The sequence below is a fragment of the Seohaeicola sp. 4SK31 genome (assembly GCF_028802875.1).
In the GTDB taxonomy this organism is placed as follows: domain Bacteria; phylum Pseudomonadota; class Alphaproteobacteria; order Rhodobacterales; family Rhodobacteraceae; genus Seohaeicola.
Genome location: NZ_JARAMP010000001.1, coordinates 311132 through 328054 on the forward strand (window position 1 = coordinate 311132; position 16923 = coordinate 328054).

Sequence of the window (16923 nt, forward strand, 5' to 3'; positions counted from 1 at the left end):
TCCGCCTTGTTGCTTTTTTACCAATTGGTAAAGTGACGATTGCAACCTGTGTCACCTGTGTCAAGATTTGTCTTGAACCGCCGGTCTGGACGCTGGGGGGCGCTTCGGTTAGCGATGAATTTCGCAGCAAGAGAGGGCCTATGAAGGACGCAGCCAGGACAGCCACAGCGCGTGCCGCGAAGGTCCGTGCGGAACCCGCCCCCAAGCGCAGCCGCATTCAGACGCGCAATCGCAAGCGGATCTTGGAGGCAGCGCTGGAGGTGTTCTCGGCCCATGGTTTCCGGGGCGCGACGCTGGATCAGATCGCGGCGGAGGCGGGGTTGTCCAAGCCGAACATCCTGTATTACTTCGACGGGAAGGAGGCGATCCATGTCACCCTTCTCAATCAACTGATGGAAACCTGGCTCGATCCGCTGGAGCAGATGAACCCGGAAGGGGAGCCGCTGGAGGAGATCCTGGCCTATATCCGGCGCAAGCTGGATATGGCGCAGGCCTATCCGCGCGAGAGCCGGTTGTTTGCCAATGAAATCCTGCAAGGCGCGCCGCGGATGGGGCCGCATCTGGAGGCGCGGCTGAAACCCTTGGTGGATCAGAAGGCGGCGCTGATCGCGGGCTGGGCGGAGGCGGGGCGGATCGCGGCGGTTGATCCGCGGCACCTGATCTTTTCGATCTGGGCCACCACCCAGCACTATGCCGACTTCGAGGCGCAGGTGAATGTCCTGATGCCGGAGGGCGGGGTCTTTCCGGGGGCCGCAAGTCATCTGGAGACGATGTATCGGCGGCTTCTGACGGTCTGATCCCAGGATGTCCCACCGTGAGACATTTTTCGGGGTCAATGATTTCAATGGGTTGGAGAAACATGGTAGGGTTTTTTTAAGCAAGATTTCCGCGCTGTTAAGCCTTTATGGGCCAAATGCGTGGCAGGTGCCCCCACCCTGGACAGGCGCACCCTGACGTTCAGCGCTACCCCTCTGTGCGGTATGGTTGTTGACTCGGACGTGCCGCAAGGACCACGATGAAGCCCGCATTACGTGTGAGGGCTTTGGAGGGTAGTTGGTGATTGCGACGGTGTAGGAGTGGTTCCCTTTGCACGGAGCACATAATTTTGATAACTTTGTATGTATTTCGGATTGTATCGCGAAATTCACAAACACAGCGAGCCTGCCGTTCTTATCAAACTGTGCTGACGGCAAGGTCACAGACCCGAAGTATCGCAGACGTCGACTGCTACACTATCGCGGCAGAAACACAGAATATTCACATTTTTTGGGCTATCTTGGAAAAGCGTGAGATTCGTTTATATCTTTTGGCATGAGAGGTCGGATTGATGAACTACGCTGTCCCAGAGCAAGTCGAAATGAAGCCCAGCCTAGATCGCATCATAGCTGCGCTGTACTTCGTTATGGCAGAGGCGCAACGTCGCGGACGGAAAGTGTCGCAGTATGATCTGGTCAAGACACTTTTTCTCGCGGACCGAGCACATCTGAACGAGTGGGGAAGGCCAGTAACCTACGACAATTACTGCGCGATGCTTCACGGGCCGGTTCCGTCGCTTGCTTACGATCTTCTCAAGGGAAATGACAAGGCTTTGCGTGACCATCACCTTCATGGTGTTCCTTGGAAATCGGTGCCGCATGTAAACGCTACGAAGCATTTCTATCCCAGTGACGGCGCTTTGAGACCCGAAGATTTCCTCTCGCCGAGTGACATTGAGGTCTTGGGCAATTCACTTGGGGTGGTTCATTCGTTGGGCTTTGGTCAAATTCGACGACTGACTCATGAAGATCCGGCCTATGTTGATGCGTGGCGTGAAGATGGCGGGCGTGCCGCTTATCCCATGAAGCTTGGCCTGCTTTTTGACGACCCGAATTTTGAGCAGGCCGCAACATTGGCTGAATATTCGTCGTATGTATGAAGCTGGTGACGTCATCCGCTTCCACTCGCCCATCGCGGGCAAAGAAAAATTTCATCTTTGTCTGGGGCGAACCGAGAACGAGACAATTTTTGCGTTTTTGTTTCTGAACTCCAACACTGGATTTAAGAGCGATTGCGTCTTGGATGATGGTCAAATTCCAGGGTTGCCAAAATCACCTACTGGTAAATCTATCGTCTCATTTTCTCTGTTGGTCAGGGTAAAGGAGGACAAGCTTTCAATCTTCGGAGCAACCAAAACGGGAGCGATAGACGCACACCTTGCCGGGGAGTTGGCAGCATTCGCAAGAGACGTCAGATCGCTCACTCAGCACGAAAAAGCTTTTGTAATTTCGGCGCTTGAGAGCCTTTACACTTAGCGGAGACTCTTGATTTTCCTGCACTGAAACTCTTCAACGATGACCGGGGGGAGTGTCCTCATCACCCCTGTGCAAATCCCCCCATAAAAATCGCGGTCGCCGGGAGGACAGCGACCGCGTGAGTGGCCCCAGAGAGAGGCGGGTTATTCGGCGGCGACGGCTCCCGGGTTGTTGGGGTGGGTGGTCCAGTTGGCGTAGTCGGCCTCGACCACCTTACCCGTGCGGGGGTCTACGGTGCCGGGGGCCATGGCCTCCATCGTGATGCAGTCCTGCACGGGGCAGACGTTCACGCACAGGTTGCAGGCGACGCATTCATCGTCTTTGACGGTGAAGACGCGATCCTCGGACATGGCGATGGCCTGGTGGCTGGTATCCTCGCATGCGGCAAAGCAGCGGCCGCAGCTGATGCAGAGGTCCTGATTGATTTTCGCCTTGGCCACGTAGTTGAGGTTGAGGTGTTGCCAGTCCGAGCAATTGGGGACGGCGCGGCGGACGATCTGGGACGTGTGTTCGATCCCCTTCTCGTCCATCCACTGGCTGAGACCCGAGATCATCTCCTGCACGATCTTGAAGCCATAGGTCATGGCGGCGGTGCAGACCTGCACGTTGCCTGCGCCCAGCACCATGAATTCCGCCGCGTCGCGCCATGTGGTGACGCCGCCGATCCCGCTGATGGGCAGGTTGGCGAGTTCCGGCGTGCGGGCGATTTCGGCGACCATGTTCAGCGCGATGGGTTTGACGGCCGGGCCGCAATAGCCGCCATGCGCGCCCTTGCCGTCGATGGTGGGTTCGGGGGCGAAGAGGTCGAGGTTGACGGAGGTGATCGAGTTGATCGTGTTGATCAGGCTGACCGCATCCGCGCCCCCGGCATGGGCGGCGGCCGCGGGTTTACGGATATCGGTGATATTGGGCGTGAGTTTGACGATCACGGGCATGCGGGTGTTCTGCTTGCACCAGCGGGTGACCATTTCGATATATTCGGGGACTTGGCCGACGGCGCTGCCCATGCCGCGTTCGGACATGCCGTGTGGGCAGCCGAAGTTCAGCTCGATCCCGTCGGCTCCTGTTTCCTCGACGAGGGGGAGGATGGCTTTCCACGCCTCTTCCACGCAGGGCACCATGAGGGAGACGACCATGGCGCGGTCGGGGTATTCGCGTTTGACGGATTTGATTTCCTGCAGGTTCACTTCCAGCGGGCGGTCGGTGATGAGTTCGATGTTGTTGAGGCCCAGAAGGCGACGGTCGGCGCCCCAGATGGCGCCGTAGCGGGGGCCGTTGACGTTGACGACGGGCGGGCCTGCTTCGCCCAGGGTTTTCCAGACGACCCCACCCCAGCCTGCTTCAAAGGCGCGGCGGACGTTGTATTCCTTGTCCGTGGGCGGGGCGGAGGCCAGCCAGAAGGGGTTGGGGGATTTGATCCCGGCGAATTCGGTGGTGAGATTGGCCATTGTGCTGGTCTCCCTGTGGGGGCTTAGCCCATCAATGTGGTGTGGATGTCCATGGCGGCGTCGCGGCCCTGGGCCACGGCGGTCACGGTCAGGTCATCGCCGCCGGTGGCGCAATCGCCGCCCGCCCAGATGCCGGTGATGGAGGTGCGGCCCGCGCCGGTGACGGCGATCTTGCCGCGCTCGATGGCGGGGAGGGTGTCGCCGGCGAGGGTCTGGCCGATGGCCTTGAACACCTGATCGGCGGCGAGGCGGAAGCGTTGGCCGGTGGGGGTGAGGGTGTCGTCGGTGTATTCGAATTCGATCTCGCGCACCGATCCGTTGCCGTGGATGGCGACGGGGCTGGCGTTGGTGATGATGCGCACGCCTTTGGAGGCGGCGAGGTCTTGTTCATAGCGGCTGGCGTTCATGCGGTCGCGGCCGCGGCGATAGACGAGGGAGACGTTGAGCGCACCCAGCAGTTTGGCCTGCACGGCGGCGTCCACGGCGGTCATGCCGCCGCCGATGACCACCACGTCGCGGCCGATGGGGAGTTGGCTGAGATCGGTGGATTGGCGCAGGTCGGCGATGAAATCGACGGCGTCGAGGACGCCCGTGCGATCTTCGCCATCCACGCCAAGCGCGTTGACGCCACCGAGGCCCAGACCGAGGAAGACGGCGTCATGGTCGGCTTGCAGTTCGGCAAGGGTAATGTGGCGGCCAAGGGCGGCGTCGGTCTTGATGGTGATGCCGCCGATTTTCAGAAGCCAGTCCACCTCGGCTTCGGCGAAGCTGTCCACGGATTTATAGGCGGCGATGCCGTATTCGTTCAGGCCCCCCGGTTTGGGGCGGGCGTCGAAGACGGTCACGTCATGGCCCAGCATGGCGAGGCGATGCGCGCAGGACAGGCCCGCGGGACCAGCACCCACGACGGCGACGCGCTTGCCCGTGGGGGCGGCGCGGGTGAAGGGATGCACACCTTGCGCCATCAGGGTATCGGTGGCGTAGCGCTGCAACTGGCCGATCAGGACGGGTTTGCCTTCGGCCTTTTCGCGGACGCAGGCCTGTTCGCACAATGTCTCGGTCGGGCAGACGCGGGCGCACATGCCGCCGAGGATGTTCTGCTGGAAGATCGTTCTGGCCGCCGCTTCGGGTGTGCCGGTCGCGATCTGGCGGATGAAGAGCGGGATGTCGATGTCGGTGGGGCAGGCCGTGATGCAGGGCGCATCGTGGCAGAAATAGCAGCGATCTGCGGCCACCAGCGCCTCGTGATCGTCCAGTGGCGGATGCAGATCCGAGAAATGATCAGCATAGGCGGCAGGGTCCAGCCGCCCGGCTATGATCCCTTCCGCAAGGGGATTTGCAGTCATCAGAGCCTCTCCTGTTGTTCTTTTCTTGAGGTCAGTATTCCACGATTCCTTTTTTTATCAACTGGTAAAATTTAGGCAGTTTGTGAACGACCCATCCAAGGGTGATCGCGCCCGGCATGAGCGTTTCGCAGCAGCGTCAACCGCCCTGCGCCGGCAGATGACCGGTGATCGGACGTGGCGGGTCAGGCGGCGGCCTGTTCCTCCAGAGGCAGGCTGAAAGTGAAGGTGCTGCCGACACCCGGCGTGCTTTGCACGCTGATGTCGCCGCCCTGGAGGGCCACCAGTCGCTTGGTGATGGCCAGACCCAGACCTGTCCCGCCCTGTCGCCGTGTGCCCGAGGGATGCACCTGCGAGAATTCTTCGACGATTGAGTCCAGTTTCTCTTCGGGTATGCCGTCCCCGGTATCGGCCACGGTCACCTTGACGCAATGAGGACCGGGAAGGGCCGAAACGCGCACCGAACCGCCCGAGGAGGTGAACTTGACCGCGTTGGACAGAAGGTTCTCCATGATCTGCGCGACACGCACCGGATCGGCCGCAACCTTGGTATCGCAAGGCTCGGTCTCGAGCAGAATTCCCTTGGCCTCGGCCATGCCAGGCTGCGCCCCTTTTTTCCGCTACGATCAGACGTCTTCCGTGACCTGACGCAGGATGTCCTGATCTCCGCTCAGACGCCGCGAGATCCGGGGGGCCAGTTTGCCCAGTGCCTTTCGGTCGCCTGCACGGGCCGAGTCCTCGGCCTCGGCCAGCAGGCGCGACAACTGGGTCAGGCCGACCACGGCGGTCGATCCGACCGTGCTGTGGATGCGGTCCGCCACATCCTCCAGACCCATGGTCTTGTCCGACAGGACCGGCAGGGTCTTGTCCACATCGTTCAGGGCCTGATCCAGAAAACGCAGCGCGCTGCCGCGGTCCAGCATCTCTTCCAGCTGCGCCAAGGCGCGGTGCATCTCGGACTGGGGCTTGGCGTCGGGGGCGGCCTCTGCCTGCTCGGACAGTCTGACGTCCAGCATCTGGGTCATGGCGGCAGACAGTTCGGCGGTGTTGATCGGCTTGGTCACGACGGCGTTCATGCCGACCGCCGTCAGGTCTTTCAGACGCTCCTCGTCGCTGAAGGCCGTGACGCCGATGATGATGGCATCGGCCGAGGCCCCGCCTGCGCGGATCAGCCCGGTTGCCTCGCGCCCGTCCATGACCGGCATGCTCACATCCATCAGGATGATGTCATATGGCTTGCCCGAGGCTGCGGCCACCGCCTCCAGACCGTTGCTGGCCTGTGACGGGACATGCCCCAGCCGCACGATCATCTTGCTCATGAGCGTGACGTTGATCTTGTTGTCATCGACCACCAGAACCTCCAGCGGCTTGACCGGCGGCGCGATGGCCTTTGATGCCGCGTCGGGTGCCACGGGCAACGCCACGGTATCGTTGTCCTCATCCGCGAAAGGCAGGGTGATCTCGAAGCAGAAGGTGCTGCCCTTCCCTTCCTCGCTGCTCAAGAACAGGTGCCCCCCCATCCGCGTGACGGCCAGCCGCACGATCGGCAGGCCCAGCCCCGTGCCCGACCCCCGGAAGCGCGAAACGGATTCCACCGTCTCGAATTCCGCGAAGATGCGCTCCTGATCCGCAGGACCGATCCCGATGCCGGTATCGCGCACCTCGACCCGCAGGCGCTGCGCGCCGTCTTCCTCGGGAGAAAAGGTCAGCCCGATCCGGACTCCGCCATGGTCGGTGAACTTTACCGCATTGCCCGCCAGATTATACAGCGCGCGCGAGAAGGCATTGGGCAGACCAAGATACATCCGCTCGGCATCCTGTCCCTCGACCTCAAGCTTCAGCCACAGGCCGCGCGCGGCCGCCATCGGCGTCAGCTCGCGCAGGATATCCTGCGCCACCTCGGCCGGGCGGAAGGGCACATTGCCCATCCGGCTTTCGCCAAGCCGCGTGATTTCCAGCACGTCATTGACCTGTTGCAACGCCCGGTCGCTGCAATCCTTGGCCGTTTGCAGCAGCAGCCGCGTTTCGTCATCCATCGGCCCCTGATCGATCAGGTCAAGCGCCGCCATGACCCCATGCAGCGGGGTGCGCATCTCGTGGCTCATCGTCGCCAGGAACATCGTCTTGGCCGAGGCGTGCCGTTCGGCCTCGTCCCGCGCGATCACCAGCCGTTCTTCGGCGGCGACCACATCCGAAATGTCGCGGATGAACCCGATCAGGATCGGCCGCCCGTCCAGATCGTGATCCGCCACGACCGAAATCTCAGCCTTGAAGGGCGTGCCGTCCATCCGGACGGCATCCATCCGCACCGGTCCGGCACCGATCATCTTGCGGTGACCATCGCGCCGGTGTCTGGCCATCAGCTTACGATGAGACTCCCTGTGATCGGCCGGGACCATCACCTCCTCGAGGAACTCGCCTTCCAATTCATCGGCGGGAACCCCGAAGATGCTTGCCGCCGCAGGGTTGGCCATCAGGATCTGGCCATACATGTCCGAAATGACAACGGCGCTCAGCGAGACCTCGAACACCTTGGACACCGTGTCCAGCGCGCGCTGCATCTTGACCGTCCGGTCTTCCAGTTCGCGCCACAGCTTCACGGCCAGAACGGCCGAGGCGATCATCAGGAAAAGCAGAACAAGGCTCTGGATCCAGAACCGCTTGAGCAGGCTGCGCTCGGCCTCCCGCACCATGTCGGACTGCGTCACGAAATGCAGCAGAGCCATGGTCGTGATGTCGCGCACCAGCGGCGCGGCCCGTTGCACACTGCTGGCAAACTGTAACAGTCCCGCGGTGTCCCCATCGGTCAGACGGTCAAGCTCCGCCGCCAGCGCATCACGGCTTTCATCCAGTTCGACAAGCCGGTTCCGCAGTTCCTGCGAGACGGTCTCGCGGCCAAGGGCGGCGATCACGGTATTCACGCGGCTATAGAAGATATCCAGACGCAACCGGACCACCGCAAGGTCCGTTGATGCCCCTGCAAGCGCGGGATAGGTCGTGGACAGCAGCGTCCGGTCAATCGCCAGAGCCAGCGATTTGTGATCAACGTCAAGCTGCGAGATCAGCCAGCCCGCATTGTCGGAATCCGAGGCCCGCACCGCGTCGATGCGATCCCGGAAAGCCTGCGCGCTATACACCATAGCGACGCAGGACAATACCAGAAGCAGTAGCAGAAACAGGGCCGTATAGCGCCGGGAGGTGTCTTTCCTCAGCACTGATGATCCTGTGATGGCGAACAATTCTTCAATCCGGAACAACCTGGATCTGGGTCAGCTGCCAGATCGAGAAGGAGTAGATTTCCTCGGTTTGAAACCGCGCATCGGCATCATAGGGGAACACGACCCATAGCGGGCCCTTGTCGCGGATGCTGAAGGGTTCGCCGTTGATCCGGTTGGCGACGACGGGCACTTCCTCTTCCACAAGGCTGCGCGGCATCTCGACCTTGTAGTCGTTTACGGCCACCATGCTCAGAGCGCCATCCTGCGCCCCGACAGCCTCAAGCACAGAGGCCAGACTGGGGCCCGAAAACGTGACGGGCTCGGTTGTCCATATGGTCGATGTGGTGAAGCTGACCTGCGGCAGCGCCGACAGTTCCGCATCGGTCAGGGTGCGGATCTCGGACCCGTCCCCTTTCACATCGACACTTAAGAGCACTTCGGCGGCGGCCAGACCGGCCGTCATATGCGCCAGACCGAGGGCACCAACCACCATGAGAAAGAAACGTTTAAACATGAGCCCTGAACCTCTCTTGAGACTGCGCATTGCTAGCGGCCCTCTTTCAGCCGGACAATAGTATCTTAAGATAACCCTGAACTGCCTTACGATAACGTTTTTCTGCCGCGTCTTATCTTACAGGATTCGCGGCAAAGGTGTATCACTCTCCTTCGACAATCTGGCATGTCTTTTGCAAGGATGACATCAAACATATAGGATGATTTTGTCGTTTGTGCCGCTATCATACCTTACGTATGCCAACATTTCCTCGTAAGTGCGTTCGGGGTCCGAGTATTCAGGAAAAACCAGATGCCCAGAAACTATGCCGCGACTGCTGATCACATCAGCCGTGTGTTGCTTGCGGACGATCACAGGTTGATCGGCGAGGCTGTCGCCACCCTGTTGTCCACGACGGAACGGTTCAGCGTCGACACCGCAGAAACGTTTGACGAAACGATCTCCTGCCTTGTCAATGACGGCCCCTATGACATCGTGATGCTGGATCTGCGGATGCCGGGCCTTGTCGGTCTGGAGGGCGTGCGTCAGGTGGTCGAAAACGCGGGCACGGGTCAGGTTGTCCTGTTCTCGGCCAATGCCGACCGCCATATCCTGAACCGTTCCATCGAAATGGGCGTGCGCGGCCTGATCCCCAAGACGATGCCGCTGCAATCGCTGGTCAGTGTGCTGCGCCTGATCGAATCCGGGCAGATGTTCGTTCCCGCCGACGCGCTGGACGACAAGCAGGCCGCCGGGGAACGCGACAAGCTGACCGATGTGGAACTGCATGTGCTGCGCCTTGCTGCGGCGGGCCTGACCAACAAGCACATCGCCAACGACATGGATCAGAGCGAAACGACGATCAAGATGCACATGCGCACGATCTGCCGCAAGCTGGGCGCGCGCAACCGCGCCCATGCCGCCGTCATCGGTCGCGACATGTCGATCATCGAGTCCTGATCGCGCCCTATCCCTTGCCGCTGATCCTGCGCCGCATCGCCCGTTGATAAAGACCGGGCGAGGCGCGCATCAGCCACCAGGCCAGCCGGGCGACACGCCCCACGGGGATGAAGTCCTGCCCACGCGCCAATCCGCGCAGGATCACGGCTGCGGCCGCCTCGGGGGTCATGTAATCCATCCCGTCCGCCGCCGATCCCGGCCGCTGCAAGCCGTCCGCGCGCCGGTCGGCCCGGCCAAGGTTCGTCGCCACGAAACTGGGGGCCGCGATCAGGCAACGCACGCCAAAAGCCGCCTCCTCTGACCGCAACGAGGCAAAGAAACCCTGCACCGCATGTTTCGACGCAGCATAGGCCGTGCGGTTGTGCAGCGGTGCAAAGCCCGCGACCGAGGATATCGCCAGATGGGTGCCGCCGCTCTGCCGGATCGCCGCCAGAAAGGCCCGCGCCATGGCCACGGCGGCGAAATAGTTGATCTCGAACACGCGACGATGACTCTCATCGCTGGATCCGGCGAAGGGGCCGATCTGCGACACGCCTGCATTATAGATCACCAGATCAATCGACGGGCGCGCTGCGATGATCTGCGCCGCCGCCTGCTCCAGCGCGGCGCCATCGGTCAGGTCCACCGCAACGGGTGTCCGTGTCGCCGATGCCGCCAGCCCGGTCACGTCGATATCCATCAGCACGCAGTGCCAGCCCTGCGCCTCCAGCGCTGCGGCCATGGCCCGCCCCAGCCCGCCATTGCCGCCCGAGATCACCGCCGTCCTCACAGCCCGGCCTCCCGCCGCCACAGGTCGAACACCTGCGCCGAGGTCAGGTCCGGCACATAGCCGAAATCACGCTTCAGCCGCGTATTGTCCAGAACAGGCCGGTATTGCAGAAACCGCACCTGCTCGGGCCCGTATTGCGACAGGCCCAGCGGATGCAGCACCGCCAAGGCCGCCCGCAGCGCCCAGGCCGGCACCCGCAGCACCGGCTTGCCCAGTGCCGCCGCCAGCGCATCAACCGACATCCAGCCATCCCCGGCGACATTGTAGATCCCCGCAGGCCCATCGGTCGCCGCCCGCCGGACGATCCGGGCCAGATCACGGGTCCAGATGAACACGAACGGGCTGTCGCTGCCCCGGATCGCCAGAAGGCGCCTGCGCCGGAACAATGCGGTGATCTGGTTGTCCACCCCCGCCCCCAGCACTGTGCCCACGCGCAGCACCACCTGCTCCAGCCCCGGATGCCGCGCCCGCGCCGCGGCCAGCATCTCCTCGACCTGACGCTTGTGATCGGCATAGGCGAATTCCGGATTGCCACGGCAGGGTGCGTCTTCCGTCAGCGGCACGGGGTTGTCCGCGTGATAGCCATAGGCCGCGCCCGAACTGGTCACGACCAGCCGCCGCACCCCATGCGCCACGCAAGCCTCCAGCACATGCCGCGTGCCGGTCACATCCACCGCATGGGCCTGCGCCCGCGTCATCCCCGGCGGCGGCGTCACGATCGAGGCCAGATGCACCACCACCTCGGGCCGGATCGCACCGATCACCTGATCGGGGTCAGTGCCCGTCACATCCATCCGCCGGAACTCCAGCCCCTCAGGCAGCCCCCGGTCGGACAGATCCGTGACAATGACATCCTTTGCTGGCAAAGCCTCGGCCAGCGCGCGCCCCACCATGCCCGCCCCGCCGGTGATCAGGATGCGGGTCATGGCGCAACCTTGGTCCGCGCCATCACGCTGGCCAGAGCCAGCCCCGAAATCGCGTGCCAGATGCCCCAGAAGGCCGCCACCACAGCCATGCCGCCCAAGCCGCCGAAAAAGCCGAAGATCAGCACCAGACCCAGACCCGAGTTCTGGATGCCTGTCTCGATGGTCACGGCCCTGCGGTCAAAGGCCGACAGCCCCGCCAGACTGGCCGTCGCATAGCCCCCGCCCAGCGCCAGCGCGTTGTGCAGGATCACCAGCCCCGCGATTCCACCGGCATAAGTCAGGAATTGCGCCCAGTTGGCCGCCAGTGCGATGATGATGAACCCCACGAAAATCGCCATGGACACCCATTGCAACGGCTGTCGCAGCTTGCGCGTCACGTCGGGGCGGCGGGCGTTCAGCGTCACCCCCAGAACCAGCGGCAACACCAGCATCAGCCCCACGGTGATCGCGATATTCACCGGATCAATCGAAGTGGCCCGCAGGATCTCGGCCGTGGGGGCATAGAGACTGCCCCAGAAGGCGATATTGAGCGGCGTCAGCAGGATCGCCGCCACCGTGGCAAAGGCGGTCATCGACACTGACAGCGCCGCATTCCCCCCTGCCCGATGCGTGATGAAATTCGAGATGTTGCCCCCCGGACAGGCCGCCACCAGCATCAGCCCCAAGGCGACCGATGGCTGTGGCCGCACCGCCAGCACCAGCAGAAACGTCAGGACCGGCAATACCACGAATTGCGACACAAGCCCGACGATCAGCGGTTTCGGCGCCCGCGCCAGAACCCGGAAATCTCGCGGCGCCAGATCAATGGCGATCGAGAACATCACCACCGCCAGAATCCCGTTCAGCAAAACCAGCGAGCCCGCCGAGAAATCAAGAACCGCCTCGTCGATCATGCCGGTGCCCCTCCCAGCCTGCCGATCCAGCGGTTCACCGCTTTCCGATAGGTGGCCTTGTCCACATAATAGGCCATGCGCGGCAGATTGAGGTAGTTCATGCCCCCCGTGGCCCGGTCAAATCCCTGCGCCTTGGTCTGTTGCAGCTTGCGCGCTGCGGCTGATCCGTCCTGCAATCCCTTGATATAGCGCACGACCATTTCGGCCTGTTCATGCCGCCCCTGCCAGCCAAGCCCCGAGGCCTCGACCATGCCCAGCACGAAAAGGTCATCCCGCTGAGGATGCATCGCGTTCAGGTAAAGATGCGGCGCATCCCCCTGCCAGTTCAGATGCGCCTTGTCGATGAACGGGTAATCCAGCCTATAGCCGGTGGCCGTCAGGATCATGTCATAGTCGGACTGGCTGCCATCGGTGAAATGCACCGTCGGCCCGTCGAACCTGTCCACATCGGGCCTCACCCGGATGTCGCCATGTCCCGCGTGATACAGCACCAGCGAGTTTACAATGGGGTGGCTTTCATACAGCCGGTAATCCGGCTTGGGAAAACCGTATTTCTGCGGTTCGCCCACGAACATGCGCAGGATTGCCCCGTCCAGGATTCGCTTCAGCGGCATCGGCAGCCTGATCGCCCCGCCCAGCGTATCAGCGGGTTTGCCAAAAATGTATTTCGGCACGAAGTAATAGCCGCGCCGCATCGACAGGTCGCAGGACAGCCCGTGATGGATCGCATCCACCGCAATGTCACAGCCGGAATTGCCCGCCCCGATCACCAGCACCCGCTTGCCGTCGAACTGGCTGGCATGACGATACTGCGCGGAATGGATCATCTCGCCGCTGAACGCGCCCTTGAAGCTGGGCATGTTCGGCGTGCTCAACGTGCCATTGGCGATCAGAAGGCCCGCGAAATCCGCGGATTGCTCTGACTGCCCGTCGCGCCATGTGATGCGCCAGCCGTCATGAGGACCACCCAGCGGCGTGCAGGACAGAACCTCGGCCCCAAAGCGGTAATGCCGGTGCAGGTCGAAATGCCGGGCGAAATCCTCGAAATAGCGCTTCATCTCGCGGTGGGACGGATAGTCGGCCACGTCGTCTCGCATCGGGAAATCGGCGAACTCCGTCATCCTCTTGGACGAGATCAGATGCGCCGTCTCATACATGGTCGAGCGGGGCCCGTCGATGTCCCACAGGCCACCCACACTGTCGTGCAGTTCGAACCCCTGAAAGGCGATACCGTGCTGGAGCAGCAACTTGGCCGTCGCCAAGCCCATCGGTCCCGCCCCGATCAGGGCGTACCTGTCGCGTGCATTGGTCATTCCGTCCTCCCTCATTGCAAGTTAAGTTGAACAAATGTTCAATCTAAGGCAAGATATTTCGATGACCGCGATGCTGCCCTCCGCCCCGCCGCGCAAACGTGCCCCCTCCGCGCGGGCGCTGGCCACGCGGCAGCGCGTCTTCGATGCAGCGGAACAGGTCTTCGCCCGTCAGGGCTTCGATGGCGCCACGATCCGCGACATCGCCGCAGCGGCGGGCGAGCCGGTCGGAACGATCCACCATCACGGCGGCGGCAAGGAGGCCCTGTTCCACGCCACCGTCGCCCGGCGGGCCGACACCCTGTCCCGGGCCCGACTTGACGCCCTCGCCCGATTGCGCGCCACTGACGAGCTGACCCCGGACGGCCTGCTGCGCGCCTTCATGCAGCCCTTCTTCGCCCTGTCACGGGACGATCCGCGCTGGCGCGACTATGCGCGCCTTGTCGCCTTCGTCTCGACCGATGACCGCTGGCGCGCCATTTCGGCCAGCTGTTTCGACCCCACCGCCCAGACCTTCATGGACGCATTGCACCAACGCCGCCCCGATGCCTCCCGCAGCCGGATCGCCGAAGCCTTCGTGTTCTCGGTCTCGGCCATGCTGGCCCTGCTGACCTCGCAAGGCCGGATCGCCGCCCTCGGCGGCACACCGGCCCCCGAGGATCAGCAATTCGACCACCTCATCCATTTCTGCGCAGCAGGCTTTGCGGCGTAAAGGTGTCCGGCACGGGCAGCGATGCGTGCCGCATGTCGACAGGTGTCCAGCCCAACAAACCTGTGCTAACAGGTCGCCAAAGACGAGCGAGACGCACATGGGCAAGATCCCTTTCTGGAAAATCAAACGCGAGCTGCAAAGGTTGCGGCGGGACGGAACAGTCGTCGTGGGTGAAATGCTCCGCCGGCTCTATTTCCGCCGCTACTACGATCTTGTCACCCGCAAAGAGATCCGCCGCACAAACGGCACGGTCCCCATGCAGCGGGAAGTGGCGATCTATCTGATCTATCCCGAAACCGGCGTTCTGGCCTCTCACATCTACATGCTCGATGAAATCAAACGGGCCGGCATTAGTGCGATCGTCGTCTCGAACCTGCCCCTGCACGACCATGACAGAGAGCGACTCCAGGCTGTCGCCACCCAGATCATCGAACGCCCGAATGTTGGTTACGATTTCGGCGGCTACCGGGACGGACTCCTTGAAATCGCGGATCGCCTGCCGACACTGGACCGCCTCTGGCTGCTCAACGACTCGGTCTGGATGGTGCCACGTCAGGACAGTTGGTTCACGCAGGCCCGCGCCATGAACAAGGACTTCACAGGCGCGACCTCCAGCTTTTCCATCCTCCGCAAAAGCCTTCTGGGGGCCAGACGTTTCGATGCCTCGGACTATCGCGATATTGTCTGGACCCATCAGCCGGACAACCCGAATTTCCATTACGGGTCCTACGCCCTGTGCATCGGCAAGGCCATTCTGCAGGATCACCGGTTCATGGACTACTGGCGAAAGCTAGAGATCCGGAACGGCAAGAAACACACAGTCAGACGCGGCGAGATCGGCCTCAGCCAATGGGCCATCCGCCACGGCTATAGCCACGGCGCCACGCATGAGATCGACCAGTTGCCACAAGAGCTCGCCAAACTATCGGATGAAGACCTGGATCAGACCGCACGCGAACTGATCCTGTTCAGGGACACCACGATCGCCGGGATCAAACCGCGTGTGCTACGAACGGATATGTCGACCGTCGACGGCCGCAACGAACGAACCGGCCTGATCCTGACCGCCGTCGCCCGCCACGGCAGCGCTTATGCGCTGGCTCTCTACAACCTGCGTCATACGACCTTTCCATTCCTCAAGAAGTCGCCATTGTGGCTGTCAGCAGACGGGCCCAACTGTATTTTGAAGGTAGCCGAAAACATTTTGACACAGCAGACACCTCATGTTGTCCAAGAAGCCACGCTGCTTTGCGCTGACAGCTAGATAGTCCGTAGAATATTAATTCTTACTTAGATCTTGGGATTATCCAGTCGATCGCAAAACGTCCGCTCTAATGCATTCGCTAGGCGTGGAACTGCAATCCGGCAGGAACCTGCCACTCGCGTCGCGCGCAGGCCTTCGCATCAATAACAATGGCCCTACATGTGTTGCTAAACTCACGGGCTTGGCTTAAGCGAACGTACCGTGGGTTGATGCAGTTTCCTGGCTTTTGATAGCACTTTGGGTAACGGACGTTGTGAATAAAAATCTGACAAAACTACTTCAATGCTATCGAGCCCAGTGCGCCGACCAAACGCCGAAGCCGTGCTGGTTGGGTGGTAAATCTGAACTTGAAAAAGGAATTAACCTACATGGGTTCTTGCTTTCCGAAACGGGATTGGGGGAAAGTGCACGCCTCTTGTATCATGCGCTTTCAACTCAGGAACTGAAAATTGCGGCCTGCAACCGTTTACTCGAAGGTCGGCAAAATGAAGAGAGTTTTGTCGAACTTGTTTCGGCCAAGGCACCCTATGGTATTAGCCTCACTGTGGACGGCCTGACTGGGTTTAAGCGTCTCAGGTATCAGATCTGCAAACGCAAATATAATGTCGCCTACCCATTTTGGGAACTGGACAGCATTCCCCCAAAATACGTCGATTATCTAAGCAATTATGATAGTATTTGGGCTCCTTCAGGATTCATTCTCGAAATCCTACAGCGACATGGTTTATCAAACGTATATCTTGTGAAGCATCCAATAGACCTGCCATCGCAAGAGCCGAGATTCTTTGAACCATCGGGGCCACTGAGAATCCTCTTTCATTTTGATTTTGATTCTTTCCCAGCCAGAAAGAATCCTGAGGCGGCCATCTATGCCTTCAAGAAGGCCTTCCCAGGCAACGAGAATGTTCGCCTGACCGTTAAAACACGGGGTCAGCGAGATTTGGGAAGACGTTTGTGGCTTGCTCAGCAAGCCGCGGATGATTCACGCATAGAGGTTGTCGACCGCCTCATGACCCGCAATGAGGTCAACGCCATGATGACAGAGCACGATGTTTTCCTGTCGCTCCATCGTTCCGAGGGTTTGGGACTTGGATGTGCCGAAGCACTGGCGGCCGGCAAGGTTGTCGTCGCCACGGATTACGGTGGATCGACCGAATTCATCAACGATGAAACTGAGAACGGCGGTGCGAAAGTCGGCCACGGTAGCGGCGGGATGAGCCTGCTGCGGGCGGCGTAAAAGTCGTCCACCTTTACCCTTTCTGGCGACAGGGAGGGCGGGAGGATTTTCACTGTGGA

Annotated in this window: 16 protein-coding genes; 7 read left to right on the forward strand and 9 right to left on the reverse strand. The window is 61.3% G+C overall.

Going from position 1 to position 16923, the window contains the following annotated elements; all coding sequences use genetic code 11:
- The first annotated feature begins 140 nt into the window (after positions 1 to 140).
- The 3 genes from PVW27_RS01530 to PVW27_RS01540 all read left to right on the forward strand — a co-directional run bounded on the left by PVW27_RS01530 (position 141) and on the right by PVW27_RS01540 (position 2291).
- Positions 141 to 797, forward strand: a complete 657-nt coding sequence (locus PVW27_RS01530; RefSeq protein ID WP_274554764.1) for a TetR family transcriptional regulator C-terminal domain-containing protein — start codon at positions 141 to 143, stop codon at positions 795 to 797.
- Positions 798 to 1327: 530 nt separating this feature from the next.
- The gene (locus tag PVW27_RS01535; protein WP_274554765.1) at positions 1328 to 1915 is read left to right on the forward strand and encodes a Panacea domain-containing protein; all 588 of its coding nucleotides are present in this window, start codon (positions 1328 to 1330) and stop codon (positions 1913 to 1915) included.
- Positions 1908 to 2291 carry a hypothetical protein gene (locus tag PVW27_RS01540; RefSeq protein WP_274554766.1) on the forward strand — a complete coding sequence of 128 codons (384 nt, stop codon included), beginning with the start codon at positions 1908 to 1910 and terminating at the stop codon, positions 2289 to 2291. The genes PVW27_RS01535 and PVW27_RS01540 overlap by 8 nt, the downstream gene beginning before the upstream one ends.
- Before the next feature lie 143 nt (positions 2292 to 2434).
- Here PVW27_RS01540 and preA read toward each other — a convergent pair whose 3' ends face one another.
- The 5 genes from preA to PVW27_RS01565 form a co-directional block, all read right to left on the reverse strand.
- Positions 2435 to 3739 carry an NAD-dependent dihydropyrimidine dehydrogenase subunit PreA gene (gene preA, locus PVW27_RS01545; protein WP_274554767.1) on the reverse strand — a complete coding sequence of 435 codons (1305 nt, stop codon included), beginning with the start codon at positions 3737 to 3739 and terminating at the stop codon, positions 2435 to 2437.
- A gap of 23 nt (positions 3740 to 3762) precedes the next feature.
- The gene (locus tag PVW27_RS01550) at positions 3763 to 5085 is read right to left on the reverse strand and encodes an NAD(P)-dependent oxidoreductase (RefSeq protein ID WP_274554768.1); all 1323 of its coding nucleotides are present in this window, start codon (positions 5083 to 5085) and stop codon (positions 3763 to 3765) included.
- Positions 5086 to 5267: 182 nt separating this feature from the next.
- Positions 5268 to 5678, reverse strand: coding sequence for a sensor histidine kinase (locus PVW27_RS01555; RefSeq protein WP_274554769.1), 411 nt, complete (start codon positions 5676 to 5678; stop codon positions 5268 to 5270).
- Positions 5679 to 5708: 30 nt separating this feature from the next.
- Positions 5709 to 8297, reverse strand: coding sequence for an ATP-binding protein (locus PVW27_RS01560; RefSeq protein WP_274554770.1), 2589 nt, complete (start codon positions 8295 to 8297; stop codon positions 5709 to 5711).
- Positions 8298 to 8325: 28 nt separating this feature from the next.
- A complete protein-coding gene (locus tag PVW27_RS01565; protein WP_274554771.1) occupies positions 8326 to 8814 on the reverse strand; it encodes an oxidoreductase in 489 nt (162 codons plus the stop codon).
- A gap of 291 nt (positions 8815 to 9105) precedes the next feature.
- On the opposite strand from PVW27_RS01565, the gene PVW27_RS01570 reads away from it, so the two are divergent.
- Positions 9106 to 9753 (forward strand): response regulator, encoded by a 648-nt coding sequence (locus PVW27_RS01570; protein ID WP_274554772.1) that lies wholly within the window; start codon positions 9106 to 9108, stop codon positions 9751 to 9753.
- 7 nt (positions 9754 to 9760) lie between these two features.
- Here the strand turns inward: PVW27_RS01570 and PVW27_RS01575 are convergent, their stop codons facing one another.
- The 4 genes from PVW27_RS01575 to PVW27_RS01590 are packed head-to-tail and all read right to left on the reverse strand — an operon-like array spanning position 9761 to position 13654.
- Positions 9761 to 10522, reverse strand: a complete 762-nt coding sequence (locus PVW27_RS01575) for an SDR family NAD(P)-dependent oxidoreductase (protein ID WP_274554773.1) — start codon at positions 10520 to 10522, stop codon at positions 9761 to 9763.
- Positions 10519 to 11448, reverse strand: a complete 930-nt coding sequence (locus tag PVW27_RS01580) for an SDR family oxidoreductase (RefSeq protein WP_274554774.1) — start codon at positions 11446 to 11448, stop codon at positions 10519 to 10521. Before PVW27_RS01580 ends, PVW27_RS01575 begins: the two co-directional genes overlap by 4 nt.
- Complete coding sequence (locus PVW27_RS01585) at positions 11445 to 12341, reverse strand: bile acid:sodium symporter family protein (protein WP_274554775.1); 897 nt, start codon at positions 12339 to 12341, stop codon at positions 11445 to 11447. The genes PVW27_RS01580 and PVW27_RS01585 overlap by 4 nt, the downstream gene beginning before the upstream one ends.
- Positions 12338 to 13654 carry a flavin-containing monooxygenase gene (locus PVW27_RS01590; RefSeq protein ID WP_274554776.1) on the reverse strand — a complete coding sequence of 439 codons (1317 nt, stop codon included), beginning with the start codon at positions 13652 to 13654 and terminating at the stop codon, positions 12338 to 12340. Before PVW27_RS01590 ends, PVW27_RS01585 begins: the two co-directional genes overlap by 4 nt.
- A 61-nt stretch (positions 13655 to 13715) precedes the next feature.
- Between PVW27_RS01590 and PVW27_RS01595 the strand changes: the two genes are divergently transcribed.
- From PVW27_RS01595 to PVW27_RS01605, 3 genes are all read left to right on the forward strand, one after another.
- On the forward strand, positions 13716 to 14363 hold the full coding sequence (locus tag PVW27_RS01595; protein ID WP_274554777.1) for a TetR/AcrR family transcriptional regulator: 648 nt from the start codon (positions 13716 to 13718) through the stop codon (positions 14361 to 14363).
- A gap of 97 nt (positions 14364 to 14460) precedes the next feature.
- Positions 14461 to 15627, forward strand: coding sequence for a rhamnan synthesis F family protein (locus tag PVW27_RS01600; protein WP_274554778.1), 1167 nt, complete (start codon positions 14461 to 14463; stop codon positions 15625 to 15627).
- 253 nt (positions 15628 to 15880) lie between these two features.
- On the forward strand, positions 15881 to 16864 hold the full coding sequence (locus tag PVW27_RS01605; RefSeq protein ID WP_274554779.1) for a glycosyltransferase family 4 protein: 984 nt from the start codon (positions 15881 to 15883) through the stop codon (positions 16862 to 16864).
- The last annotated feature ends 59 nt before the right edge of the window (positions 16865 to 16923 follow it).